This is a genomic window from Pigmentiphaga daeguensis, assembly GCF_039523035.1.
In the GTDB taxonomy this organism is placed as follows: domain Bacteria; phylum Pseudomonadota; class Gammaproteobacteria; order Burkholderiales; family Burkholderiaceae_B; genus Pigmentiphaga; species Pigmentiphaga daeguensis.
In genome coordinates this window covers 70,943-95,721 of record NZ_BAAAEN010000013.1, presented here as the reverse complement: position 1 = coordinate 95,721, position 24,779 = coordinate 70,943, and the positions used below count along the sequence as shown (strand labels likewise).

The following is a 24,779-nucleotide window of genomic DNA, read 5'->3' as shown; positions in this document are numbered from 1 at the left end:
AGGGCGCTACATCCGGAACAGGCCGAAGCGGGTCGGCTCCATGGGAGCGTTCAATGCCGTCGCCAGCGACAGGCCCAGCACGCGCCGCGTCTGCGCGGGATCGATGATGCCGTCGTCCCATAGCCTGGCCGTGGCGTAATAGGGATGGCCCTGGGTCTCGTACTGGCGGCGGATGGGCGCCTTGAAGGCTTCCTCTGCTTCGTCGCTCCAGGCCTCGCCGCGCGACTGCGCGGTGTCGCGCCGCACCGTGGCCAGGACCGAGGCGGCCTGCTCGCCGCCCATGACGCCGATGCGGGCGTTGGGCCACATCCACAGGAAGCGGGGGCCGTAGGCGCGGCCGCACATGCCGTAGTTGCCCGCGCCGAAGCTGCCGCCGATGATGACGGTCAGCTTGGGTACCCGGGCGGTGGCGACCGCCGTCACCATCTTGGCGCCGTCCTTGGCGATGCCGCCGTTCTCGTATTTGCGCCCCACCATGAAGCCGCTGATGTTCTGCAGGAAGATCAGCGGGATCGACCGCTGGGCGCACAGCTCGATGAAGTGCGCGCCCTTCTGCGCCGATTCCGAGAACAGGATGCCGTTGTTGGCGACGATGCCCACGGGCATGCCGTACAGGCGCGCGAAGCCGGTGAAGAGAGTGGGGCCGTAGCGGGCCTTGAACTCGTCGTAGCGCGATCCGTCCACCAGCCGGGCGACGATCTCGCGCACGTCGCAGGGCTTGCGGACGTCCTGCGGCACGACGCCGTACAGTTCCTCGGGATCGTGCGCGGGCTCGTCGCCGTCGGCCAGCGCGGGTGCGGCGGGGCGGTTCAGATTGCCGACGATGCGGCGGGCCAGGTGCAGCGCGTGGGCGTCGTTCTCGGCCAGGTGGTCGGCCACGCCCGAGACGCGGGTGTGCACGTCGCCGCCGCCCAGGTCCTCGGCGCTGACGATTTCCCCGGTCGCGGCCTTCACCAGCGGCGGTCCGCCCAGAAAGATCGTGCCCTGGTCCCGCACGATCACGGTTTCGTCGCTCATCGCGGGGACGTAGGCGCCGCCGGCGGTGCAGGACCCCATCACGACCGAGATCTGCGCGATGCCCCGGGCCGACATGTTGGCCTGGTTGTAGAAGATGCGGCCGAAGTGCTCGCGGTCGGGAAAGACCTCGTCCTGCAAGGGCAGGTAGGCACCGCCGGAGTCGACCAGGTAGACGCAGGGCAGGTGGTTCGTCTCGGCGATTTCCTGGGCCCGCACGTGTTTCTTCACCGTCATGGGGTAATAGGTGCCGCCCTTGACCGTGGCGTCGTTGGCCACGACCATGCAGGCCACGCCCTGGATGCGGCCGACGCCCGCGATCAGGCCGGCGCACGGGGCCTCGTCGCCGTACAGGCCCAGCGCGGCCAGTTGGCCGATTTCCAGGAAGGGCGAACCGGGGTCCAGCAGCAGGCGGATGCGCTCGCGGGGCAGCAGCTTGCCGCGCGCGGCGTGCCGGGCGCGGGCGGCGTCTCCGCCGCCCAGCGCGGCCCGCGCCACCCGCGCGCGCAGGTCCGCCACGAGGCGGCGCATGGCATCGGCATTGGCCTGGAATTCCGGGGAACGGGTATCCAGCCGGCTGGTGTGGGCATGCATGGCCTGGCTCCTGGGCAAGGGGTCAGCGGGTTTCGGCGAAGAGTTCCCTGCCTATCAGCATGCGCCGGATCTCGCTGGTGCCCGCGCCGATCTCGTACAGCTTGGCGTCGCGCCACAGGCGTCCCGTCGGATAGTCGTTGACGTAGCCGTTGCCTCCCAGCGCCTGGATGGCTTCTCCGGCCATCCAGGTCGCCTTCTCGGCGGCATACAGGATGGCGCCCGCGGCATCCTTGCGCAGCGATCGGCCGTGGCCGGGCCGGTCGCAGCTGCGGGCCACGGCGTAGACGTATGCGCGGCAGGCCTGCCAGGTGGTGTACATGTCGGCCAGCTTTCCCTGCATCAGCTGGAACTCGCCCACGCTCTGTCCGAACTGCTTGCGCTCGTGCACGTAGGGCAGCACGACGTCCATGCAGGCCGCCATGATGCCCAGCGGTCCGCCGGCAAGCACCGCGCGTTCGTAGTCCAGTCCGCTCATCAGCACGCCCACGCCGTTGCCGACGCCGCCCAGCACGTTTTCCTCCGGCACCTCGCAGTCGTCGAAGAACACGGGATAGGTGTTGGAGCCCCGCATGCCGAGCTTGTCGAGCTTCTCGCCGAAGGCCAGGCCGGGGAAGCCTTTCTCGACGATGAAGGCGGTGATGCCGTGCGGCCCGGCGTCGGGGTCGGTCTTGGCGTAGACGATCAGGGTGTCGGCGTCGCCGCCGTTGGTGATCCACATCTTCGAGCCGTTCAGCACGAAGCGTGCGCCCTTGCGCGTGGCACGCAGCCGCATGGACACGACGTCCGAGCCGGATGTCGTCTCGCTCATCGCCAGCGCGCCCACGTGATCTCCGGCGACCAGCGGCGGCAGGTGGCGTGCCTTCTGCTCGGGCGTGCCATGCCGGTGCAACTGGTTGATGCAAAGATTGGAGTGTGCCCCGTAGGACAGGCCCACCGCGGCCGACGCCCGCGACAGCTCTTCCATGGTCACCACGTGCGCGAGGTAGCCCAGCGCGATGCCGCCGTAGTCGTCGCCCACCGTCATGCCGTGCAGCCCGAGGTCGCCCATTTTTTTCCACAGGTCCCGGGGGAACGCGTTGTCCTTGTCGATGGCCGCGGCGCGCGGTTCGATCTCGTTGGAGGCGAAGCTGCGCACGACCTCGCGCAGCATCTCGGTGGTGTCGTTCACGCCGAAGTCCAGGGAAGGCAGCGGGATCATGGAGGTTCTCCGGTTCTTGTCTTGCTGCGGGAAGGATGTGTCAGGCCACGGCGTGGGGGACCCGGCGCTCCTGCGGCGAGGTCGAGCCGGGGGGCTCGGCGTACCGGGCCAGCAGGCGCTCCTGCTTGATGCGGGCAACGCGCGCGTTCTCCTCCTTGACGTGTCCGAAGCCGCGCACTTCCTGCGGAAGCCGGGCCAGTTCGAGCGCCACGGGCAGGCGTTCGGGAGTAAGCGTGGCGGCGATCTCCCGCATCAAGGCCTGGTAGCCGCCGATCGCCGCCCGCTCCGCGCGCCGCTCGGGCAGGTAGCCGAACGGATCGAAAGGCGTGCCGCGCAGCCGGCGCGCCCGGGCCAGCCATTTGTAGGCCGTCAGCACCCATGGGCCGTAGGCCTGCTTCACCAGATGGCCGTGCGCGTCCCGGCGCGCGAACAGAGGCGGCGCCAGGTGGAAGCGCAGGCGGTAGTCGCCTTCGAACTGGCGCGCGACGCGTTCGGCGAAGCCGGTTTCGACGAACAGCCGGGCGACCTCGTACTCGTCCTTGTAGGCCATGAGCTTGTAGAGGCTGGCCGCGACCGTGCGCGCCAGCCGGTTGCCCGAGACCCGTTCCTCTTCCAGGGCGGCGATCTCGCGCACGAAGGTTTCGTAGCGGGCGGCATAGGCGGCGTTCTGGTAGCGGGCGAGCCGCTGCGTGCGGTCGGCCAGCAGGGCATCCAGCGAGTACGGCCGGGGCGGCATCATTACCACCGTGCCGGGCCGCTTGAGCCCGGCGGCGACGCTGGCCGCCGGCAGGTCCAGCGCGGCCTGCCGGCCCCATGCGAACGCGGCCTTGTTCATCTCCACGGCCGTGGCGTTCAGTTCGATCGCCCGCATCAGCGAGTCCTCGCGCAGGGGGATCCAGCCCTTCTGCCATGCATAGCCCAGCATGAAGACGTTGGTGGCGATCGCGTCGCCCAGGAGGCCGGTGGCGATCTCGGTGGCATCCACCGCGTCGGTCTGCCAGGCCGCATCGCGCACGCGTTGCAGCATGGCCTCGGGCGAGGCGTGCCAGTCGGGGTCCTGGGTAAAGGCGCCGGTGGGCGATACGTCCAGGTTCAGCGCCGCGCGGGTGCGGGTCCTGGCCATCATGTCGATGGCGTCCTGGCCGCAGGCGACCATCAGGTCGCAGCCCAGCACGACGTCGGCCTGGCGGGCGGGAACCCGCGTGGCGTGCAGCGCGGCGGGGGTGGCGGCGAGCCGCACGTGCGACATCACCGCGCCGCCTTTCTGCGCCAGCCCGGCCATGTCCAGCACGATGACGCCCTTGCCCTCGAGGTGGGCGGCGATGCCCATCAGCGCGCCTATCGTGACCACGCCGGTGCCGCCCACGCCGGTCACGACGATGTTCCAGGCCTGTTCCAGTCCGGGCAGGTCCGGTGCCGGCAGGTCCCGCGGCGATGTCACCTGCCGCGCCGCCGGCTTGCGCAGCGCGCCGCCCTCGACCGTGACGAAGCTGGGGCAGAACCCTTTCACGCACGAGAAATCCTTGTTGCACGAACTCTGGTCGATGGTGCGCTTGCGGCCCAGCGGCGTCTCCAGAGGCAGGATGGACACGCAGTTCGACTGCACGCCGCAATCGCCGCACCCCTCGCAGACTTCCTCGTTGATGAGTACGCGGCGCGCAGGGTCGGCCAGCTTGCCGCGCTTGCGGCGGCGGCGCTTCTCGGCGGCGCAGGTCTGCACGTAGACGATGACCGACACGCCGGGTTTCTCGCGCAGTTCGCGCTGGATGTCGTCCATGCGGTCGCGATGGCTGATGGCGATGCCCGCCGGCAGGCCCGGAAGCTCGCGCAGCGCATCCGGTTCGTCGCTCACGAGATGGATGTGGGGCACGCCCTCGGCCACCATCTGCTGCAGGATCTGCGGCACGGTGGGCGCGCCCTCGACAGGCTGGCCGCCGGTCATGGCGACCGCGTCGTTGACGAGGATCTTGTAGGTGATGTTCACGCCGGCCGCGAGCGCGGCCCGGATGGCCAGGGACCCGGAGTGCGTATAGGTGCCGTCGCCAAGGTTCGCGAAGATATGGGGCGTGTCGGTGAAGAAGGCCTGGCCGATCCAGGTCGCGCCTTCGCCGCCCATCTGCGTGAAGGTCTCGGTATGGCGGTTCATCCATTGCGCCATGTAGTGGCAGCCTATTCCCGCCACCGCGCGCGAGCCCTCGGGAACCCTGGTGGACGTGTTGTGCGGGCAGCCCGAACAGAAGTAGGGCAGCCGCTGCGGCGCGCCGGGAGCCGCGCGGGTGTAGCCCTCCGGCGGCTTGCGCGCGTCCAGGTAGGGCAGCGCGCGGGCGTCCAGGGCCTCGCGGCCGATCACCTTGGCGATGCGCGAGGCGATCACGCCGGCGATGGCGGCCGGCGTCAGCTCGCCGTTGGGCGACAGCAGGATGCCGTCGTGCGGCACGTGCACCCATTCTCCGGTCTCGTCGTATTTGCCGACCACGCGCGGGCGGGCGGAAATGGAGGCGTTGTAGAGATGTTCCTTGATCTGGTATTCGATGATCTGGCGCTTTTCCTCGACCACCAGGATCTCGTCCAGGCCTTCGGCGAACTCGCAGATGCACTCGGGCTCCAGCGGCCAGGACACGCCTATCTTCAGCAGCCGCAACCCCATGGAACGCGCGGCTTCCTCGTCGATGCCCATCATGGCCAGGGCCTCGCGCACGTCCAGGTAGCTCTTGCCGGTGGTCACGATGCCCAGCCTGGCCCGCGGAACGAACCAGTCCTGGCGGTTCAGCCCGTTCTGCCGCACGTACTCCAGCAGCGCGTACAGGCGTTCGCGCTGCAGGCGGTTCTCCTGTTCCAGCGGCGGGTCCGGCCAGCGGATGTGGAAGCCGCCTTCCGGAATGGGATAGGTGTCGGGCACGCGGATGTCGACCGCCATGGGATCGATGTCCATGGAGGTGGACGACTCCACCGTGTCGCTGACGACTTTCAGCCCCACCCAGCATCCGGAGTAGCGCGACATCGCATAGCCGTGCAGGCCGAACTCGATCAGCTCGCGCACGCCCGCCGGATTCAGGACCGGGATCATGGCCGCGATGAACGCGTGTTCGCTCTGGTGGGGCAGGGTGGACGACTTGCAGGCGTGGTCGTCGCCGGCCACCAGCACCACGCCGCCATGGCGCGAGCAGCCCGCGATGTTGCCGTGCTTGAACACGTCGCCGCAGCGGTCCACGCCCGGGCCCTTGCCGTACCACAGCGCGTACACGCCGTCGGCGGTGGCCCGGGCGTCCAGGCTGACCATCTGCGTGCCCCAGACCGCGGTGGCCGCCAGTTCCTCGTTGAGCCCGGGCACGAACTTGATGCGATGGGCCTCCAGGTGCCGGGCGGCCTTCCACATCTCCAGGTCCACCGACCCGAGCGGCGAGCCCCGGTAGCCCGAGACGAAGCCCGCGGTGTTCAGCCCGGCCGCTTCATCGCGCTGCTTCTGCGCCAGCATCAGGCGCACCAGCGCCTGGGTGCCGGTCATGTAGACGCGGCCGCGCGGCCGTGTGTATTTGTCGTCCAGGGTCAGGACGGTCTCGACGGGATGTGCGCTCATGATGCACTCGCTGTCCAGGGTTGGGCGCGCAAGGGGGTAGCGCGGGGCAACCGGCCGCGCGGGGCGGCGGATGGCGTCCGCATGGCGCCTTGAAGGCCCGGTCGGATGGACGGGCCGCGTAACGGCGAAAGGGGTAGGCGGCAGGCTGGAGGAGGCGGCGGCGCGGCCCGGGCCGAAGCATGGTCGCGCGGCCCGGGTGGGCGGGCCGGCAGGAGCATGCGCTGTGCGAGCCTTCGCGTTCATACCATCGGTCGGCGCGGCCTGGCTGGCAGGCCGGCTTTCCTCCTCCCGAGCGGCGCGGGGCCGCATGTAGAAGGTGCGTGATGAGCACAACATACCACGCCGGCAGGGGCTTAAGCTTATTTCTTTTAGTTGTTAAGTCAGTCAAAAACATTTAAATACAATATATAGAATCTGCTCGATATCACTCCGGGTTCTGAACACCATGAAACGTTTCTTCGCATCCGCCGCGCTGGCCGTCGGCCTCGCTTCGGCTTCTCTCCAGACGGCGGCGGCCGCGCCGCTGGAGATCGGCTACCTGCCCATCCTGCCCGACGCGCAGTTGTTCATCGCGCGCGAGCAAGGCACCCTGCCGGCCGACGGCGGTCCGGCCAAGCTGGTCCAGTTCCAGAGCGGACCGGCGCTGGTGCAGGCCCTGCTGGCGGGGCAGCTCGACATCGCCTACGTCGGCATCGGGCCAGCCCTGGTGGCGCGCGGCAAGGGCGCCGACATCAAGGTCGTCGCCTCCAACATCGTCGAACAGGTCAGCTTCGTCGCCATGGGCGATCTCGCCCCCTATTTCGCCTCCGGCGATCCCGCCACGGCCTTCTCCCGCTTCGCCAAGGACAAGGGGCGCCAGCCCGTCATCGCCAGCTATCCCAAGGGCGCGGTGCCCGAGGCCGCCCTGCAATACTGGCTGCGCAATCGCATCAAGGTCGATCCCGCGTCCTTCAAGCTGATCTACCAGGGCGAGGCGCAGATGCAGCAGACCCTGCTGACCGGCGCGGTGGACGGCGCCGTGATCCTCGAACCCACCGTGACCACCGTGCTGACCCGCGCGCCTAAGGCCCGCGTCGTCGCGCGCGGCTCCGACCTGTTCCCGCGCCAGCCCGGCGCGGTACTGCTGGTGCGCGAGAAGCTGATCAGCGAGAAGCCAGAACTGGTGAAGTCGCTGGTGGCCGCCCATGTCGCGGCGACCCGGCTGCTGGATACCGATCCGGCCAAGGCCGCGCCCCTGGTGCAGAAATACGTGGGCGGCGGCCGCCTGCCGGTGGACCTGGTCGAGAAGTCGATCCGCAATTCCAAGGGGCAGTTCGAGGCCGATCCCAATGTCATCGTGCCGGCGACGCTGGTGCTGCAGAAGTTCCAGTCCGAGACCGGCACGCTGGAGGGTCCCGCGGTGGACGTGACCAAGCTGTTCGACACGCGTTTCTATGACGCCGTCGCCGGCAAGCGCTAACCCGGCGCGCCGTCCATGATGGTCAAGAATCCCGGGTGGCCGGTGCGCGCGGCCTACGGCGTGGCGGGCATCGTCGTCTTCGTGCTGTTGTGGAAGGCGGCGGGCGTGTTCCGCTGGGTCAATCCCGGTACGCTGCCCGATCCGTTCGCGCTGCCCGACGCGCTGGCGCAGGAATGGACCTCGGGCCGCCTGCTGCCCGCCGTCGGCTCCAGCCTCATCCATTACTTCTGGGGCCTGGCGCTGGGCACCGTGTCCGGCATCGCCGTCGGCCTGGCCGCTGCGACGATACGGCGCTTCGACCTGTTCCAGGCCTACCTGGCCCGCGTGCTGCGGCCCATTCCGCCGCTGGCCTGGGTGGTGTTCGCCATCGCCTGGTTCAAGGTCAGCCACGCCGGCGCCGCCTTCGTCATCGCCATCGGCGTGTTCTGGGTGAACTACTTCGCCACCTACAGCGCGGTTCGCAACATCGATCCCCGCTTCTATGAACTGGCGCGCAGCTTCGGGCAGGGCAGCTACTGGCGGCGCGCTGTCAGCATCACGCTGCCCGCCATCGCGCCCGGCACGCTGGCGGGCGTGCGCACCGGCATCGGCCAGGCATGGATGACGCTGATCGCGGCCGAACTGCTGGGGGTGCCGGGCATGGGACAGGAAATGAACGCCGCGGCGGGCGTGGGCGCCTACGAGGCGGTCGTCGTCTACATGCTGGCCATATCGCTGGTCTACGCCATTTGCGACCTGGGCTACGGGTGGCTGGAAAAAAGGGTGCTGTCGTGGCGGCCGTAATCGAATTCGATCGTTTCTCGTATACCCATCCCGGCGCGCCCGGGCCCGTCATCCAGGACTTGTCCCTGGACATCGCCAAGGGCGAGTTCCTGGCCGTGGTCGGCGGCTCGGGCGTGGGCAAGTCCACGCTGCTGCGCACCGCCGCCGGCCTGATCGCGCCGTCGGCGGGGCAGATGCACTTCCGCCTGCCGCAGCGCGCGGGCCGGCGCCGCCGGGCCGTGGTGTTCCAGGACGGCCGGCTGCTGCCCTGGCGCACCGTGGCCGGCAATGTGGCCTATGGCCTCGAGACCCTGGACATCGATGCCGACGAAAAGCGCGGCCGGGTGGACGAGGCCCTGCGGATGACGGGGCTGGCCGAGTTCGCCGACCGCTGGCCGCACCAGTTGTCCGGCGGCCAGGCCCAGCGCGTGGGCATCGCGCGCGCGCTCGCGGTCAAGCCCGACATCCTGCTGATGGACGAGCCCTTCAGCGCGGTGGACGCGTTGACCCGCCGCCACCTGCAGGCCGAACTGATGCGGATCTGGCAGTCCACGCACGCGGCGATCATGTTCGTCACCCACGACATCGACGAGGCGGTGTTCCTGGCCGACCGCGTCGTGGTGCTGGGAGGGCGTCCCGCGAACGTGGCCGAGAACCTGGTGATCGACCTGCCCAGGTCGCGCGACCGCGGCCATGCCGACTTCGGCCGCTATGTGGCCCACTTGTCGGCGCAATTGGGAGTGGACTGACCATGCCGGCCCTCAGGCTCGTCATCCATGCGCCCACGCCCGCGGCGCTGGAGCGGGGGCGGCGCAACCTGGCCAACCTGCTCAAGGCCGACGGCCAGGCCCAGGTCGAACTGGTGGCCAACGCGGGCGCCGTCGCGGCCGCCCTGGGCCAGCCCGATGCCACCGACGTCCATCTTCGGCTTTGCGCAAACACGCTGGCGGCCAATGGGCTGGAGGCGCCGGCCGGCATCGCCGTGGTCGAGGCCGCGGTGCTGCACATCGCGCGGCGGCAGGCCGAGGGCTGGGCCTACATGCGCGCCTGAGCCCTCGGCCCTAACCCATCGTCATCAGGCTGGCATTGCCGCCCGCCGCGGCGGTGTTGATGCTGACCGATCGTTCGACCAGCAGACGTTCGAGCGGAATGGCCGCGTCTCCCGGAGCCAGGTCCACTACCGGCACGATCGCGCCCGCGCGGCGGGCAAGCTGGCGCAAGATGGATTTCAGGCGATTGCCCACGGCATGGACGAGGACCGCGTCGAACGACGATGCGGCGGGATCGGCCACGGCCACGTGGCCGGCGACGCCGGCCGGCAGCGACGCGTGCAATGCTGCCGTCTGGTGGCCGGCCTGCCAGAGCGCTTCATTGCCCGTGCCCAGCGCCGCCGCCAGCTGGGCCAGCAGGTCGGAGGTCTCGTCCGCGATGCACAACACTCTGCCGCGCGGACGTAGCGCGTAGACGTCGAGTTGTCCGGTGGGGCCGGGCAGGGTGGCCGCGGCGATCTCGGGCAGCCGCGCGGCGTAGGTCGCGCAGCGGTCGGCCAGCTCCGCCATGCCCTGGTCGCGGGCCCAGTCCCACAGGGCGGCAAGCGGCCGGGCGGGGCGGGTGGGTTGCAGCCAGGCGGGAGCCGGAGGATGCGGGGCCAGCGCGCGTATCGCGATGTCGGGCGGGGCCGAGGACAACAGGCGCGGAAGATACAGCGGCCCGCCCGCCTTGGGGCCGGTGCCCGACATGCCCTCGCCGCCGAAGGGCTGCACGCCGACGACGGCGCCTATCATGTTGCGGTTCACGTAGACGTTGCCCACGCGCGCCCGGTCGAGCACCCGCGCGACCGTGTCGTCGATGCGGGTGTGCAGGCCCAGCGTGAGACCGTAGCCTAGGTCGTTCACCTGTTCCAGCAGGCTGTCGAGATGCCGCCCCGCGAAGCGCACCACGTGAAGTACCGGCCCGAACACCTCGCGGCGCAATTGGTCCGGCCGTTCCAGCTCGATCAGCGTCGGCGCGACGAAACATCCCTGCCGGCATTCTTCCGCGTCCAGGCGGCCCGAGCGGTGGACCGGGCGGCCGGCATCGCGCATGGCCGCGACGTGGCGCTCGATGTCGTCCCGCGCGGCTTCGTCTATGACCGGCCCGGCATCGGTCTCGAGGCGGTCGGGCCGGCCGATGCGGTATTCGTCCATGGCGCCGCGCAACATGGCCAGGATCCGGTCGGCAACGTCCTCCTGCAGGCACAGCAGGCGCAGGGCCGAGCAGCGTTGGCCGGCGCTGTCGAATGCCGATTCCATCACGTCGGCGACCACCTGCTCGGGCAGGGCGGACGAATCGACGATCATGGCGTTCAGTCCGCCGGTCTCGGCGATCAGCGGAATGCTCCTGCCGTCGCTGCCCAGCCGCTCGGCCAGCACGCGCCGCATGTCCCGGGCCACTTCCGCCGACCCGGTAAACAGCACGCCCTGCACGCGCGCGTCGGCGACCAGGCCGGCGCCGATGGATGCGCCGCGCCCCGGCAGCATCTGCAGCGCGCCCGGTGGAACGCCCGCCGCGCGCAGGATGCGCACGGCCTCGGCGGCGATCAGGGGAGTCTGTTCCGCCGGCTTGGCCACCACCGTATTGCCGGCCGCCAGCGCGGCCGCCACCTGTCCGGTGAAAATGGACAGCGGGAAGTTCCATGGACTGATGCAGGCCACGATACCCAGCGGCCGGTGAAGGGCGCCGTCGAAGCCGTCGGTGGCGCGCGCGGCGTAGTAGCGCAGGAAGTCGACGGTCTCGCGCACTTCGCCGAAGGCGTTGGGCAAGGTCTTGCCCGCCTCGCGCACCATCAGTGCCGCCAGCGCCTCGCGTTCGTCCTCCATGCCGTCGGCCGCGCGGCGCAGGATGGCCGCGCGCTCGGCGGGGGCCGTGTCGCGCCAGAGGCGTGCGGCATGGCCGGCGCGCACGAGCGCGAGTTCGAGATCGGCGGGCGAGGCTTCCTGCACATGGCCGACCAGATCGCCGCGATGGGCGGGGCTGCGAATCTCGAGGAGGGGCCCGGGCGCGGCCTGGTCGTCCAGCAGGGGGCGGGCCAGCCAGGTGCGTCCGGCCGCGCCCGCCAGCCGATGCGACAGTTGCAACAGGCAGGCTTCGTCGGACCAGTCCAGCCCGCGCGAGTTGACGCGTTCGGCGCCGTACAGGTTCGGCGGCAGGGGAATGCGCGGGTCGGGCGCACCCACGGAGCCGCCCCCGGCGCCGATGTCGCGGGCGGCCGCGACCGGGTCCACGATCACGGCTTCCAGCGGCAGGACGTGATCAGCCACGCGATGGACGAACGAGGTGTTCGCGCCATTCTCGAGCAGCCTCCGCACCAGGTAGGCCAGCAGCGTGTCGTGCGGGCCGACCGGCGCGTAGATGCGGCAGGGACGCCCCAGGCCGCCATCCCGCGCCGCGCCGACGACCTGGTCGTACAGGGGCTCGCCCATGCCGTGCAGGCACTGGAATTCGTATTGTCCGGGGCGGAAGCCTTGCGGCCCGGCCAGATGGTAGACGGCCGCCAGGGTATGGGCGTTGTGGGTCGCGAACTGCGGGAACACCGCGTCGGTCGCCGCCAGCAGCCTGCGCGCGCAGGCGAGATAGGCGATGTCGGTATGGGGCTTGCGCGTAAACACCGGGTAGTCCTGCAGGCCCTGGACCTGGGCGAGCTTGATCTCGCTGTCCCAGTACGCGCCCTTGACCAGGCGCACCATGAGCCGGCGGCCGCCGCGGCGTGCCAGGGTCACCAGGTGTTCGATCAGGCGCAGGCTGCGCTTCTGGTAGGCCTGCACGACGAAGCCCAGGCCGTTCCATCCTTCCAGGTCTGGTTCTCCGCACAGGCGTTCGAGCAGGTCCAGCGACAGATCCAGGCGCGCGGCCTCTTCCGCGTCGATGTTGAGACCCATGCCGTGGCCGCGCGCCGCGCGCGCGAGCGACAGCAGGCGGGGGTAGAGTTCGCCTTGTACCCGTGCCTGTTGGCTGCGTGCGTAGCGCGGGTGCAGGGCCGACAGCTTGATCGAGATGCCGGGGACTTCGTAGGGCGTGCCGTCCCGGCACGAGGCGCCGATGCGGTGGATCGCGTGTTCGTAGGCGGCCGTGTAGCGCAGGGCGTCGGCCTCGGTCATGGCCGCCTCGCCCAGCATGTCATAGGAATGGGTGTAGCCCCGTGCCACCTGGGCGCGCGAGCGGTCCAGCGCCTGTTCCACGGTGCGGCCCGCGACGAACTGGTCGCCCAGCAGGCGCATGGCGGCATCGACTGCCCGCCGTACCAGTGGCTCGCCGCCTTTCTCGACCAGGCCGGCCAGCGCCGCCTGCGGGCCCGATCCCTGGTGGGCGGCATACAGCCGGCCGGTCAGCAGGAGCCCCCAGACGGCGGCATTGACGAACAGCGACGGACTGTGCCCCAGGTGGGCCGACCATCGGCCCTTGCTGATCTTGTCGCGGATGAGCGCGTCCCGGGTGGCGGTGTCCGGTATGCGCAGGACCGACTCCGCCAGGCACATCAGCGCGATGCCTTCCTCGGACGAGAGCGAGAACTCCTGCAGCAGCATCTGCGCCAGCCCTTCGGTCGCCTGGCGTGCCGACTCGTCGCGCAGCGTGGACGCCAGCCGCCACGCGAGATCCATGACCGGTCCGTCGTCGGACGAGGGGCCGATCTCGTCCAGCAGGCGTCCGACCATCTCGTGTTCCGCCCGCCGGTAATCCGAGGTGATGGCCGCGCGTGTTCCGGTCTGCGGGGCGATGCCCGGCGGGAAGGCCTCGAAGGAATAGGGGCAGGGAGTCGTCGACTGCATGGATGCCCTCCTGTCGCCGTACGGCGTCCGGCAGGAACCAGTCTAGCGCATGGCCGGGGCCCGCAGCGTGGCAAGGTCCAGCAGCGTGAAGCGGCCGTCCTGCATCCATCCGCCCGTGTCGATGTGATGGACGTTCCCGAGCACGACGGGATCTTCCACCGGAGTGTGGCCCACCACCAGCGCGCGCAGTCCGGCAACGCCGCCGGCATCTTCGTCTTGCAGCCGGGCGCGCGACCACATCGCGCGGTCCCGCGCCGCGCGCCACAGCCGCAGCGACCAGCACAGCCTGCTCCAGTCCCGCACCGGGCTGTCCGCGTGCAAGATGCCCACGAGCCCCGCCGGCGTCTCGATCTCCCTGGCCAGCGGCAGGCGGGCGAAGGCCTCGGCGTAGATCCGGCGCCGCGCCAGGGGCAGCGTCACGAACCAGGCTCCGCCGTTGGCGATGTAGTTGGTCTGGTCGACGGGGTTGCCCCTGGCGTAGCGTATCGCGATGTCTTCGTGATTGCCGCGTATCGCATGGAACCAGGGCAGGGCCAGCCAGTCCAGCGCCTGCTCGGATTCCGGCCCCCGGTCGACCAGGTCGCCCACGCTGAAAAGCCGGTCGATGGCGGGATCGAAGCCGGCATGGTCCAGCGCGGTCCGCAGCCGCGTGAAATGGCCATGGATGTCCCCGACCGCGAAGTCGCGGCCGTGGCGGTTGAGTTCATGGTGGACGAGCAGCGTGGTCATGGGACTCGATCGGTTGACGTCCCATGATAGGCCTTCATGGATGCCCTGCGGGATGGGCATGGGGGGCACGGCCCCCGGGGCCCTGGATCGCCCGGCTCCGGGACGCCAGCCGGCGGATCAGGCGGCCGGCGCCTGGCCGCAGGCCAGGTTGGCCGGTATGGCGACGTCCATCAGGCGCGGGTTGGGCAGGTTCAGGTTGTCCATGATCTCGACATACTGGGCTTGCGTCTTGCCCGCCAGGCGGGGGTTGTGCCGCTTTTCCTCGCCGATGCTGGAGGCGGTCCAGCCCTTGTAGTCGTGCGCGGGGTAGACCGTGGTGTCGTCGGGCAGCGCGAACAGGCGGTCGACGATGGAGTGCCAGGACAGCCCGGCGTCGCCGGCCTGGAAATCGGTGCGGCCCGTGCTGCGGATCAGCAGTACATCGCCGGTGAAGACGGCACGAGGCGCGGTCGGTTCCAGCACGAAGCTGAAGGATTCGTCGGTGTGTCCGGGGGTATAGAGCGCTTGCAGCGTGATGCCGTCGACACGCAGCAGCTCGCCGTCGCCGACCTGGCGCGAGACGCACTCGGCGCGCGAGCGTTCGCCCATGATGGTGGTGCAGGCGGTGGCGTCGCGCAGGTCGCCCAGCGCGGTGATGTGGTCGGCGTGGGTGTGGGTGTCGATGGCGTGAACCAGGCGCAGGTCCAGTTCGCGGATGGCTTGCAGATAGTGGTCCAGGCGTTCCTTGACCGGATCGATGATCAGCGCCTCGCCCCCGCGGCGGGATGCCAGGAGGTACGTGTAGGTGCTGGAGTCGGCATCGAAGAACTGGCGGAAGATCATATATTTCTTAAAGAAATAAGCAAATTTCTATATGGAATATATGTTAGACATTCGCGTGCCGCCCGTCAAAGCCCGTCGGAGGAGGGAGGAAGCAGTCCCATGCGGCGCTTGGCCCGGTGCGCCGAGCCGTTGCGCACGGCCCAGCGCAGGACCGGCGCGATGCCGCCGATCGCGGCGCCGGCCGCCTGCACGCGCCATGCGGGGCGCCGCAGTTCCAGCATGTCGGCGGCCCAGCCGGGCAGCAAGGCCGTGCCGGCTTCCATCATGAACCGGCTTACCGGCCGCGCCAGCGGGCTGACGGCCGGGGGATGCGACAACAGGATACGGGCGATCTCGCGGGTGCGGTCGTCGCACACCAGTTGTGGCCGCATGCGCGCGAGATAGGCGGCCACTTCGGCGCGTGAACGGGGGACCTCGCGGGCGCCCAGGCGCAGCGCGATCAGCGCGATCTCGTCGTAGTAGCGGTCCTGTTCCGCGCCGGACAGCGTGGGGTCGCGATGGCGCAGGTGCGCCGCCAGGAAGTTGCTGACCTCGGCCACGTGGACCCAGGTCAGCAGGTCGGGGTCGTCGGCCGCGTAGGGACGGCCGTCGGGAGCCGTGCCGCGCACCTGTTCGTGGATGCCGCGCACGCGCGCGATCAGCCGCTCCGCATCCGCCGTGGCGGCATAGGTGGTGCCCGAGATGAACTGGCCGGTCCGGCGCAGGCGGCCCAGCATGTCCTGGCGGAAGTTGGAGTGATCCCATACGCCGGCGAGCGCGAGGGGATGCAGCATCTGCATCAGCAGCGCGGCGATGCCGCCGATGAGCATGGAGGTGAAATCGCCGTGCACCTTCCAGCAGGCCGAGCCGGGGCCGAACAGGCCAGGATCGCCGCGCGGATGCTCGAAGTCGATGCCGCCCAGCGCCAGTCCGGTCAGGCCCAGCACCTGCGCTTCGATGTGCCTGCGTATCATGCGCGGCCCCGCGTGGGCTGGAGGGATGGCGCATTGCGCTGCATGAGATCGCACAAGTGCTCGGCCGCCGGCGTCATGGGCATCTCCGCTCGCCGGATCAGCACGATGTCGGGCGCGGGCAGGCTTTCCCGCACGGCGATCACCTGCAGCGAATCGCGCGTCAGGTCGAATTCCCGCCATTGCACCGGCAGCAGCGCCAGCAGGTCGCTGTTGGCCAGCGCGACCATCATCGACAGCGCTGTGCGGGCCTGGAGCGCCACGCGCGGCGAAGGCAGGCCGTATTCCTGGAACAGCCGCGCCAGGTCGTCCTGATTGTCGTAGTCGGTCGAGGGCAGGGCCCATTCGGCGCCGGCCAGCGCCTTGAGCGAACGCGAGCGCGCCAGCGGATGCCCCTTGCGGCAGACCACGGCGCGGGTATTGGAGAACAGTCGTTCGACGATGAAGCCGGCCGGCACGGTGCCGGGCGCGGCGCCCAGGTAGAAGTCGATGGCGCCGCTGCGCAACTGCGATTCGAGGTCGGGGAACAGTCCTTCGATGAGTTGCAGGTAGACCTGGGGATAGCGCCGCCGGAAGGCGGGCAGGGCGCGGGGCAGCAGGCCCATGTGCGGCATGATGGACAGGCCGGCGATGACCGTGCCGGCGCCCGAACCCTGGGCCTGCGCCAGTTCGTCGCGCGCCCGGCGCAGTTCGTTGACCATGCCGCGCGCGCGTTCGTGGAACAGCCGGCCGAGCGGCGTCAGGACCATGCCGCGCGCCTGGCGCTCGAACAGCGGCGTGCCCAGTTCCTTTTCCAGGCCGCGCACGCTGCGGGTGAGCAGCGGCTGCGCCACGCCCAGCCGGCGGGCGGCGGCGCGCAATCCGCCATGTTCGACGATGGCCACGAGATCCCGCAGTTGATTGAGTTTCATGGATATCAAAATCGAATCACTCATGGGATTTTGACATCTTGTCCGTAGCACCGCCACTTCTCTACAGTCACCTCGCGTTCACCAGAAAAACTTGATAGCACGCGCAGGAGACAAGCATGCAACGCATCATGGCCTTGGGCCGGCACGGCCGGCTGCTGGCATGGGCGGCAGGGTTCGCCGTCGCCCTGTCGTTGATTCAGGATGCACGGGCCCAGACCTGGCCCGTCAAGCCGGTCAGGATGATCGTGCCGTTCCCGCCCGGGGCCGCGCCCGACGTCGTGGCACGGCTGGTCGCGGACCGGCTCTCGCACGCCTGGGGGCAGTCGGTGTATGTCGAGAACAAGCCAGGCGCCGGTGGCATTCCGGGCATGTCGACGCTGGCGCGATCCGCGGCCGACGGCTACACGGTGGGGTTCGTGCCCGCCGCCGCGGCGGTACTCACGCCCTTGCTCTACAAGCAGCCGCAGTATGACGTGGATCGCGACATCGTGCCCGTGGCCGCGGTGGGCACCAGCCCCATGATGGTGGTGGTGCCCGGCACGTCCGCCATCCGTTCGGTGGCCGACCTGGCGAGGGAAGGCAAGGCCAGGCCGGGAACGTTGAATTTCGCGGCGGCACAGGCTGGCTCGGTGCCGCACCTGACCGGCGAGATGCTGGCGCGGGCCGGCGGTTTCCAGCTCTTCACCGTGCCCTATGCGGGGTCGCCGGCCGCCATCAACGCGGTGCTGGCGGGCGAGGCGGCCTTGACCATCGACGGCATCCCGGCCCTGGTCCAGCACGTCAAGGCCGGCAAGATGCGAGCCCTGGCGGTGACCTCGCCGCAGCGGTTGCCGGGCCTGGAGTCGGTGCCCACGGTGGCCGAGACCCTGCCGGGTTTCGAGTCGCTGGGTTGGTTCGCGCTGTTCGCGCCCACCGGAACGCCCGGCCCGGTCGTCGAACGGATCAATGCCGACATCAATCGCCTGCTGGATGACAAGGAGCTGGTCTCGCGCCTGGCCGACCTGGGCGTCTACCCCATGCATGGCAGCGCGGCCGATCTCCAGGCCTTCGTGCGCGGCCAGCAGGCGGTCTGGAAGAACACGGTGCAGGAACTGGCGATTCAGCCGCAATAGGCCTGGCCGTCCGATCAAACCACGATGGAAATGCAGATGAACGAGAGAAGAAAGGCGCTGGTCACCGGCGGCGCGACCGGTATCGGCCGCAGCGCGGTCCTGGCCCTGGCGCGCGCCGGGTACGACGTGGCGATCAACTATGCATCCAGCGCGAAGGCCGCCAGCGAAGTGGCCAGCGAGGCGGCTGCCCTGGGGGCCCGCACGATGCTGCTCCAGTGCGACGTGGCCGACGATGCCGCGGTGCGCGAGATGATGCGCGCCGTCGGCGACCGGTTCGGCCACCTGGACGCCCTGGTCAACAATGCCGGCACGACGGCGGCCTGGAAGGTCCGCGACCTGGACAGCCTGGACATGGGCGAGTGGGACCGCACCTTCGCCGTGAACGTGCGGGGGCTTTTCCAGGTCACGCGCGCCGCGGTGCCGCTGCTCAGGAAGGGCACGGATCCGGCCATCGTCAACACGGCCAGCATCGTCGGGCTCAGGCCCGGGCCCCAGCCCCTGCCCTATGCCGCCAGCAAGGCGGCGGTCGTGAACCTGACCAAGACCCTGGCCTGGAACCTGGGACCGGATATCCGCGTGAACGCCGTCGCGCCAGGCTGGATGGAAGGCGACTGGATGCAGCGCATGCTGGGAGACCGGTACGACGATCTCATGGGCAAGCGTGCCCGCGCCACGCCGTTGTGCCGTTGCGTGACCGCCGACGACGTGGCCGAGACCATGTTGAACCTGCTCCAATCGAACCGCTTCGTCACCGGCGAGATCGTCGTGATCGATGGCGGCTACACCAGTTCGACCTGAGGAGACGCCATGCTCGAGGGATTCGTTCCTTTTCCGCCCGAGTTCGCCCGCCGCTACCGCGAGCGCGGCTACTGGCAGGATCGTTCTCTGGCGCAGGAATTCGCGCAGGCGTTCGCGCGCCATGCGGGAAAGGTGGCGCTGGTCGACGGCGACCGCTGCTATACCTACGCCGACCTGGACAGGCTGAGCGACAACCTGGCGCTGCACCTGCTGGCGCTCGGGCTCAAGCCGCTGGATCGCGTCGTGCCCACGCTGCCTAACGTGGCGGAGTTCGTGATCCTGTATTTCGCGCTGCAGAAGATCGGCGCCATTCCCATCGCCGCGCTGGTCACCCATCGCTACCAGGAGATCAGCCAGTTCGTCAGGCTGTCGCAGGCGCGCTGCTGCGTCTATCCCGTGTCGCAGGGCGACTTCGCCTTCGGTCCGGTGGTGGACCGCATCCAGCACGAGAACGACTGCCTGCGGCTGCGGCTGGTGCTGGGCCCGGCGGGCCCGGGAGAGCACTCGCTGCCCGAACTGATCGAGACCCCCGCTCCGGGAGACCGGGCCGCCTTGCGCGACATACGCATCGATCCCGAGGACCCCTGCATCTTCCAGTTGTCGGGCGGCACGACCGGCATCCCCAAGCTGATCCCGCGCACCAACAACGACTACGCCTATAACTCCAAGGTCGCGTCGGAGGTCACGCGGGTGGACGGCAGTTCCGTGCTGCTGCTGGTGCTGCCCATCGCGCACAACCTGCCGCTGGCGTGTCCCGGCATACAGGGCTTCCTGCTGAACGGCGCCAAGGTGGTGCTGCACGCGAACACCCGTCCGGCCGAGATGTTCGCGCTGATCGAGAAGCACCGCGTGACGCACCTCAAGGTGGTGCCGGCGCTGCTGATCCGCCTGATCAACGATCCGGACATCGGACGCCACGACCTGTCCTCGCTGCGGCTCATCCAGAGCGGTGGGCAGCGCATGCAGCCCGAGGTTCGCTCGCGTACCCGTCGCCTCATTCCGTCCGCGCTGGTGCAGGAGAACTTCGGCATGTCAGAAGGCGTGCTGATGTTCGTGCGCCACGACGATCCCGAGGACGTGATGATGGAAACGTGCGGCCGACCGGTCTGCCCCGACGACGAAATCAAGCTGATCGACGACGAGGGACGCGAGGTCGGACCGGGCGAGGTGGGCGAGCTGTCCTGCCGGGGGCCCTACACGCTGCGCGGCTACTTCGGCGTGCCCGAGTACAACGCGAGGCAGTTCACGCCCGACGGCTTCTACCGGTCCGGCGACCTCATGCGCCAGCACCCCTCGGGCAACTACATCGTCGAGGGCCGCAAGAAGGACCTGATCAACCGCGGCGGCGAGAAGATCAGCGCGGAAGAGATCGAGAACCTGATACTCATGCATCCCGCGGTGCAGAACGTGGCCTGCGTCCCCATGCCGGACCCCGACATGGGCGAGCGCATGTGCGCGTGCGTGGTGCTGCGGGCGGGCGCATCGCTGACGCTGCCCGAGCTGGTGGATTTCCTGAAGGCGCGCGAGATCGCCAAGTTCAAGCTGCCCGAGCGGCTGGAGGTGCTGGACGATTTTCCGGTGTCCACCTTCGGCAAGGTGTCCAAGAAATCCCTGGCCGAGATGGTGGCCTCCAGGGCGGCCGCGGCCTGAGCGAAGGAGAGACGCGAGATGCGCATCATCGATCTGCATTGCTATCCGGGCACCCAGACCTGGATCGACGCCCAGGGTCCGTACGTCGAGGCCCTGGCCACCTACTGGAAGCGGAACTGGGTCGGCAAGCCCGAGGACGAGGTAGTGGCCGAGTTCGCCGCGGCCGGCGTGGATGCCTGCCTGGTCGCGCTGGACCTGGAGACCACCGTGGCCACGCCGCCCTGCACCAACGAGTACGTGCACGGCATGTGGAAACGCCATCCCGGCCGCATCATCCAGTGCTGGGGCGCGCTGGAGCCCGCCAAGGGCGAGATCGCGATACGCCAGGCCCGAACCGCGGTGCGCGAACTGGGCTTCATGGGTTTTCACTTCCACCCCATCATGCAGCACTTCGCGGTCAACGACACGCGCTACTACCCGTTGTTCGAGGAAATCGCCTCGCTGGGCGCGGCCGTGATGATAGACGTCGGCACCACGGGCATGGGGGCCGGCCTGCCGGGAGGAATGGGCGCGCGCATACGCCATGCCCATCCTGCCGCCATCGACGACCTGGCGGCCGATTTCCCCAACCTGAAGATCATCATGGCGCATCCCGGCTGGCCCTGGGTGGACGAGACCACCGCCGTGGCCCTGCACAAGGGGAACGTCTATTGGGAGATGTCGGGTTGGGCGCCCAAGCACTTCCCGGGCAACCTCAAGGTCGACATCCGCGGCCGTCTGCAGGACAAGATCATGTTCGGCAGCGATTACCCCAGCCTGCCCTATGCGCGCATTCTCAAGGAGTGGGAGGAACTGGGCTACAGCGACGCGGTGATGGATAAAGTCATGCACGCCAATGCGGAGCGCGTGCTGGGCCTCTAGCGCCCATTCCCGGCCTGTGCACGCTTCCTTTCAGCGTGAACAGGCCCTGGGAAGGGCGGGCATGTTTTCTGCTGGAAAAGGGGCTTTCAGGAGAACGACATGACGCATCCCATTACGAGAAAGATCCTGCTTTGCATGGGCATGGCCCTGGCGGCGCCGCTGGCCATGGCCCAGGCGGGACCTGGTGCCGGCGGCAGCCAGAGCGGCAGCAGCAGCCAGAGCGGCGGCAGCAATGCGCCCAGCGGGTCCAGCTCCGACAGCCCGACGCGAGGCAGCGCGAACAGCGGACCGTCGGGATCGTCGGGCAACGCCCAGAGCAGCGGTTCGTCCGCCGGCAAGCAGGGCCAGGGCACCGATGGGGCCGGCTATCCGGGCAGCACCACGCAGGGCGGCGCGCAAAACCAGCCGCCCAACCGTGGAGCCACCGGTTCCGGCGGGCGCGATTCCTCGACGGGCACGCAGTCCCAGGGAACCGGAGACCGTTCCGGCTCGCGCAACAGCGGCAGCCGGCTGCTGCGCTAGGGCTGTTTCCGGCCTGCGCGAGGCTCTTCCCGGCGGGAACAGGCCCGGCCCGCGACAAGCGGCCGCAGGCGTGCAGCGGCGCCAGAGGCTACAATGGCCAGATGCGCCGCCTGTTCATCCTGCTGATGATCGCCTTCCTGCCGTTCCAGTTCACCTGGGCGGCGGCGGCCGCCTATTGCCAGCACGAAACCGGCACGGTGGCCCAGGCCCACTTCGGCCACCACGAACACGTCCACCAGGACACCGGCGACAAGGGCGACGCCAAGAAAGCCGTGCATCCCGATTGTGTGGTCTGCCACATGATCGCGCTGCAGGCCGTCCTGGCCGGCACGCCGGACCTGCCCAAGGCAGGCATCGCCCACGCCCTTTCTCCCGCGTCGCCAGCCTTCCTGGCCGCGGCGCCCGTCTCGCTGCCTGAACGCCCCCAATGGCGTGCGCTCGTCTAGCCGGCGAGACGCAGCCGTTCCACTCGTTGCTTTCGTCTCGCCGAATTCACGCAACCGTTTCCCTGGTGCAATTCGATGCGCAGACTTCTATGGCCGCTCGGGCTGGCGGCCGCCTTGTCCAGCCCGATGGCCGCGGCCCAGCCGCGGCCCGATCCCGTTCCCGTTTCCGTTCCCGTTCTTGATCAGGTGCCCGCCGCCGGCGGTCCGCTGACACTGGAGTCCGCGCTGGCCATGGCTGCCGCGGGCAACCCGGCGCTGGCGGCTGCCGCCAAGGAGGCCGAGGCCTTGCAGGGCGGCGTCGTCCAGGCGCGCGTCCTGCCCAATCCCGACATCGCTTTCGCCGTCGAGGATACGCGGCGCGATTCGCGCACCACCAGCGTGGAGCTGGGCATTCCCATCGAGTTGGGCGGCAAGCGCTCCGCGCGCATCCTGGCCGCGGAGCGGGCGCAGACCGTGGCGGTGGCCGAGTTCACGCGGGCCCGGGCGCAATTGCGCGCGGCCACGGTGGCCGCCTTCTTCGACCTGCTGATCGCGCAGGAGGGCGTGGCGCTGGCCAACGGGTCGGCGCAGGTGGCGGCCCGGGCGGCCGACATCGCGGCCCGGCGGGTGGCGGCCGGCAAAGTCCCGCCGCTGGAGGAGACCCGGGCTCGCGTCGAGCGGGCCAACGCCGACCTCGAGGTCGAGGCGGCGCGGGCGCGTTTGCAGGAAGCGAGGCGGGCGCTGGGGTCGCTGTGGGGCGAGCCCGATCCGCGCTTCGGCCAGGCCGTGGGCAGCCTGGACGTACTCCCCGCGCGCGCGCCCGTCGATGCGCTGCTGCGGGAGCTGGAGCAGGCGCCCGAGCTGGCGGCGCACCGGTTGGAGATCGAACGCCGCGACGCCGTGGTCGGGGTCGAGCGCAGCAAGCGCTATCCCGACGTGAGGTTGACGGCGGGCACGCAGCGCAACAACGAACTGGGGCGCAACCAGACCCTGCTGGGGGTGTCGATTCCGCTGCCGCTGTTCGACCGCAACCAGGGCAACCTGTACGAGGCCACCGTGCGGGCCGACCAGGCACGCGACGTGCATCGTGCCCTGCAAGTCAGGCTTGCGCAGGAACTGCGCCAGGCATCCGCGCAACTGGAACTGGCACGCAAGAGCGCCGACGCGCTGCGCGGCACGGTGCTGCCCGGCGCTCGCGAGGCCTATGAAGCAGCCACCCGCGGGTTCGAGGCCGGCAAGTCCGGCTTCCTGGATGTGCTGGACGCCCAGCGCACGCTGTTCCAGGCCCGCATCCGCTATCTGGCCGTGCTGGCCGACACCTACCAGGCCGCCATCGCGATCGATCGCGTGCTGGGCCGCTGAAGGAATCCTGTCATGTCGACGACAAGCAAACAAAAGGCCGCGATGGCGGCCATCCTGATCGCGGGCGCGCTGGCGGTGGCAGGCGTGCTGTTCTGGCCCGCTCCGCATGGCGAGGGCGACGGCCACGGCCATGGTGGCCAGGCGCCGGCCGGCGCCTCCGCCGACGAGCATGCCGAGGACGGCCTGGTGAGGCTGAGCGAGGCCCAGGTCCAGGCGGCCGGCATACGCACGGCCGAGGCCGGCCCCGGCGTACTGCGGCCGACCCGCGAATTCCCGGGCGAGATACGCTTCAACGAGGACCGCACGGCCCATGTCGTGCCGCGGCTGGCAGGCATCGTCGAACGTGTGTCGGCGGACCTGGGGCAGCAGGTCCGCAAGGGCCAGGTGCTGGCCGTGATCGCCAGCACGTCGCTGTCGGACCTGCGCAGCGAACTGCTGGCCGCGCGCAAGCGCGAGGACCTGGCCGAGGAAACCTTCGCGCGCGAAAAGAAGCTGTGGGAGGAGCGGGTGTCCGCCGAACAGGACTACCTGCAGGCGCGCACCGCGCGGGAAGAGGCCAGGATCGCGGTGCAGAACGCCGCGCAGAAGCTCCGGGCCGTGGGCGCGACGAGCCAGGCGCCCGCGCTGAACCAGTACGAGCTGCGCGCGCCCTTCGACGGCACGGTGGTCGAGAAGCACATGGCCATGGGCGAGGCAGTGGGCGACACCACCGCCGTGTTCACCATCGCCGACCTGGGCACGGTCTGGGCCGAGTTCATCGTCGCCCCGCAGGACCTGGCGGCGGTACGCGTCGGCGAGAAGGTCAGCATTTCCTCTTCCGCCCTGAACGAGACGGCCGAAGGCACCGTGTCCTATGTCGGTCCGCTGCTGGGCGCGCAGACCCGCACGGCCACCGCCCGCGTCACGCTCGCCAATCCCGGCATGGCCTGGCGTCCGGGGCTCTTCATCACCGTCAAGGTACTGCGCGGCGAGGAAGCCGTTGCCCTGGCCGTGCCCGCCGATGCCATCCAGACCGTGGGCGATGACAGCGTGGTGTTTACCGTTGTGCCCGGCGGCTTCAAGGCGCAGCCGGTGAAGACCGGCCGCCGCGACGGCATGCGGGTGGAAGTGCTCGAGGGCCTGGCTCCCGGCGCGCGCTACGCCGAGACCAACACCTTCACGCTCAAGGCCGAGCTGGGCAAGGCCAGCGCCGAGCATACCCATTAGACCGGACAGACAGGAAGACACT

20 protein-coding genes are annotated in these 24,779 nt (G+C 69.6%); 12 read left to right on the top strand and 8 right to left on the bottom strand.

Going from position 1 to position 24,779, the window contains the following annotated elements; translation table 11 throughout:
* Positions 1-6: 6 nt before the first annotated feature.
* Genes ABD104_RS17050 through ABD104_RS17040 form a run of 3 tightly spaced genes read right to left on the bottom strand, consistent with a single transcriptional unit; the run spans position 7 to position 6,383 of the window.
* A complete protein-coding gene (locus ABD104_RS17050; RefSeq protein ID WP_343927908.1) occupies positions 7-1,608 on the bottom strand; it encodes a carboxyl transferase domain-containing protein in 1,602 nt (533 codons plus the stop codon).
* A 22-nt stretch (positions 1,609-1,630) separates the two neighbouring features.
* Complete coding sequence (locus ABD104_RS17045; RefSeq protein WP_279816198.1) at positions 1,631-2,806, bottom strand: isovaleryl-CoA dehydrogenase; 1,176 nt, start codon at positions 2,804-2,806, stop codon at positions 1,631-1,633.
* Positions 2,807-2,846: 40 nt separating this feature from the next.
* On the bottom strand, positions 2,847-6,383 hold the full coding sequence (locus ABD104_RS17040) for an indolepyruvate ferredoxin oxidoreductase family protein (protein WP_343927907.1): 3,537 nt from the start codon (positions 6,381-6,383) through the stop codon (positions 2,847-2,849).
* A gap of 445 nt (positions 6,384-6,828) precedes the next feature.
* On the opposite strand from ABD104_RS17040, the gene ABD104_RS17035 reads away from it, so the two are divergent.
* The 4 genes from ABD104_RS17035 to ABD104_RS17020 are packed head-to-tail and all read left to right on the top strand — an operon-like array spanning position 6,829 to position 9,655.
* Entirely contained in the window at positions 6,829-7,842 is a 1,014-nt protein-coding gene (locus ABD104_RS17035; RefSeq protein ID WP_087837448.1) for an ABC transporter substrate-binding protein, read from the top strand.
* Between the two features lie 15 nt (positions 7,843-7,857).
* Positions 7,858-8,625 carry an ABC transporter permease gene (locus ABD104_RS17030; RefSeq protein WP_176400659.1) on the top strand — a complete coding sequence of 256 codons (768 nt, stop codon included), beginning with the start codon at positions 7,858-7,860 and terminating at the stop codon, positions 8,623-8,625.
* Positions 8,613-9,353: an ABC transporter ATP-binding protein gene (locus ABD104_RS17025; RefSeq protein WP_087837447.1), complete on the top strand. Its 741-nt coding sequence runs from the start codon at positions 8,613-8,615 to the stop codon at positions 9,351-9,353. Before ABD104_RS17030 ends, ABD104_RS17025 begins: the two co-directional genes overlap by 13 nt.
* Before the next feature lie 2 nt (positions 9,354-9,355).
* The gene (locus ABD104_RS17020; RefSeq protein ID WP_087837446.1) at positions 9,356-9,655 is read left to right on the top strand and encodes a DsrE family protein; all 300 of its coding nucleotides are present in this window, start codon (positions 9,356-9,358) and stop codon (positions 9,653-9,655) included.
* A 10-nt stretch (positions 9,656-9,665) separates the two neighbouring features.
* Here the strand turns inward: ABD104_RS17020 and putA are convergent, their stop codons facing one another.
* From putA to ABD104_RS16995, 5 genes are all read right to left on the bottom strand, one after another.
* Positions 9,666-13,409, bottom strand: coding sequence for a trifunctional transcriptional regulator/proline dehydrogenase/L-glutamate gamma-semialdehyde dehydrogenase (putA, locus tag ABD104_RS17015; RefSeq protein ID WP_343927906.1), 3,744 nt, complete (start codon positions 13,407-13,409; stop codon positions 9,666-9,668).
* 42 nt (positions 13,410-13,451) lie between these two features.
* On the bottom strand, positions 13,452-14,138 hold the full coding sequence (locus ABD104_RS17010) for a metallophosphoesterase (protein WP_087837444.1): 687 nt from the start codon (positions 14,136-14,138) through the stop codon (positions 13,452-13,454).
* A 117-nt stretch (positions 14,139-14,255) separates the two neighbouring features.
* Entirely contained in the window at positions 14,256-14,960 is a 705-nt protein-coding gene (locus tag ABD104_RS17005; protein WP_087837443.1) for an MBL fold metallo-hydrolase, read from the bottom strand.
* 65 nt (positions 14,961-15,025) lie between these two features.
* Entirely contained in the window at positions 15,026-15,913 is an 888-nt protein-coding gene (locus ABD104_RS17000) for an oxygenase MpaB family protein (RefSeq protein WP_132979196.1), read from the bottom strand.
* Positions 15,910-16,821, bottom strand: coding sequence for a LysR substrate-binding domain-containing protein (locus tag ABD104_RS16995; RefSeq protein ID WP_087837441.1), 912 nt, complete (start codon positions 16,819-16,821; stop codon positions 15,910-15,912). Before ABD104_RS16995 ends, ABD104_RS17000 begins: the two co-directional genes overlap by 4 nt.
* Before the next feature lie 116 nt (positions 16,822-16,937).
* Here ABD104_RS16995 and ABD104_RS16990 point away from each other — a divergent pair, with 116 nt between their 5' ends.
* The 8 genes from ABD104_RS16990 (at position 16,938) to ABD104_RS16955 (ending at position 24,757) form a co-directional block, all read left to right on the top strand.
* The gene (locus ABD104_RS16990; protein ID WP_132979197.1) at positions 16,938-17,933 is read left to right on the top strand and encodes a Bug family tripartite tricarboxylate transporter substrate binding protein; all 996 of its coding nucleotides are present in this window, start codon (positions 16,938-16,940) and stop codon (positions 17,931-17,933) included.
* A 36-nt stretch (positions 17,934-17,969) separates the two neighbouring features.
* Positions 17,970-18,731: an SDR family NAD(P)-dependent oxidoreductase gene (locus ABD104_RS16985; protein WP_343927905.1), complete on the top strand. Its 762-nt coding sequence runs from the start codon at positions 17,970-17,972 to the stop codon at positions 18,729-18,731.
* Positions 18,732-18,740: 9 nt separating this feature from the next.
* Complete coding sequence (locus ABD104_RS16980; RefSeq protein WP_279816178.1) at positions 18,741-20,381, top strand: (2,3-dihydroxybenzoyl)adenylate synthase; 1,641 nt, start codon at positions 18,741-18,743, stop codon at positions 20,379-20,381.
* Positions 20,382-20,399: 18 nt separating this feature from the next.
* A complete protein-coding gene (locus tag ABD104_RS16975) occupies positions 20,400-21,242 on the top strand; it encodes an amidohydrolase family protein (protein ID WP_343927904.1) in 843 nt (280 codons plus the stop codon).
* Between the two features lie 99 nt (positions 21,243-21,341).
* Entirely contained in the window at positions 21,342-21,764 is a 423-nt protein-coding gene (locus tag ABD104_RS16970; RefSeq protein WP_087837436.1) for a hypothetical protein, read from the top strand.
* A 101-nt stretch (positions 21,765-21,865) separates the two neighbouring features.
* Positions 21,866-22,210 carry a cation efflux protein, CzcI family gene (gene czcI, locus ABD104_RS16965; protein WP_087837435.1) on the top strand — a complete coding sequence of 115 codons (345 nt, stop codon included), beginning with the start codon at positions 21,866-21,868 and terminating at the stop codon, positions 22,208-22,210.
* Positions 22,211-22,285: 75 nt separating this feature from the next.
* On the top strand, positions 22,286-23,551 hold the full coding sequence (locus tag ABD104_RS16960; RefSeq protein WP_338618060.1) for a TolC family protein: 1,266 nt from the start codon (positions 22,286-22,288) through the stop codon (positions 23,549-23,551).
* Between the two features lie 12 nt (positions 23,552-23,563).
* On the top strand, positions 23,564-24,757 hold the full coding sequence (locus ABD104_RS16955) for an efflux RND transporter periplasmic adaptor subunit (protein WP_087839986.1): 1,194 nt from the start codon (positions 23,564-23,566) through the stop codon (positions 24,755-24,757).
* Positions 24,758-24,779: the final 22 nt, after the last annotated feature.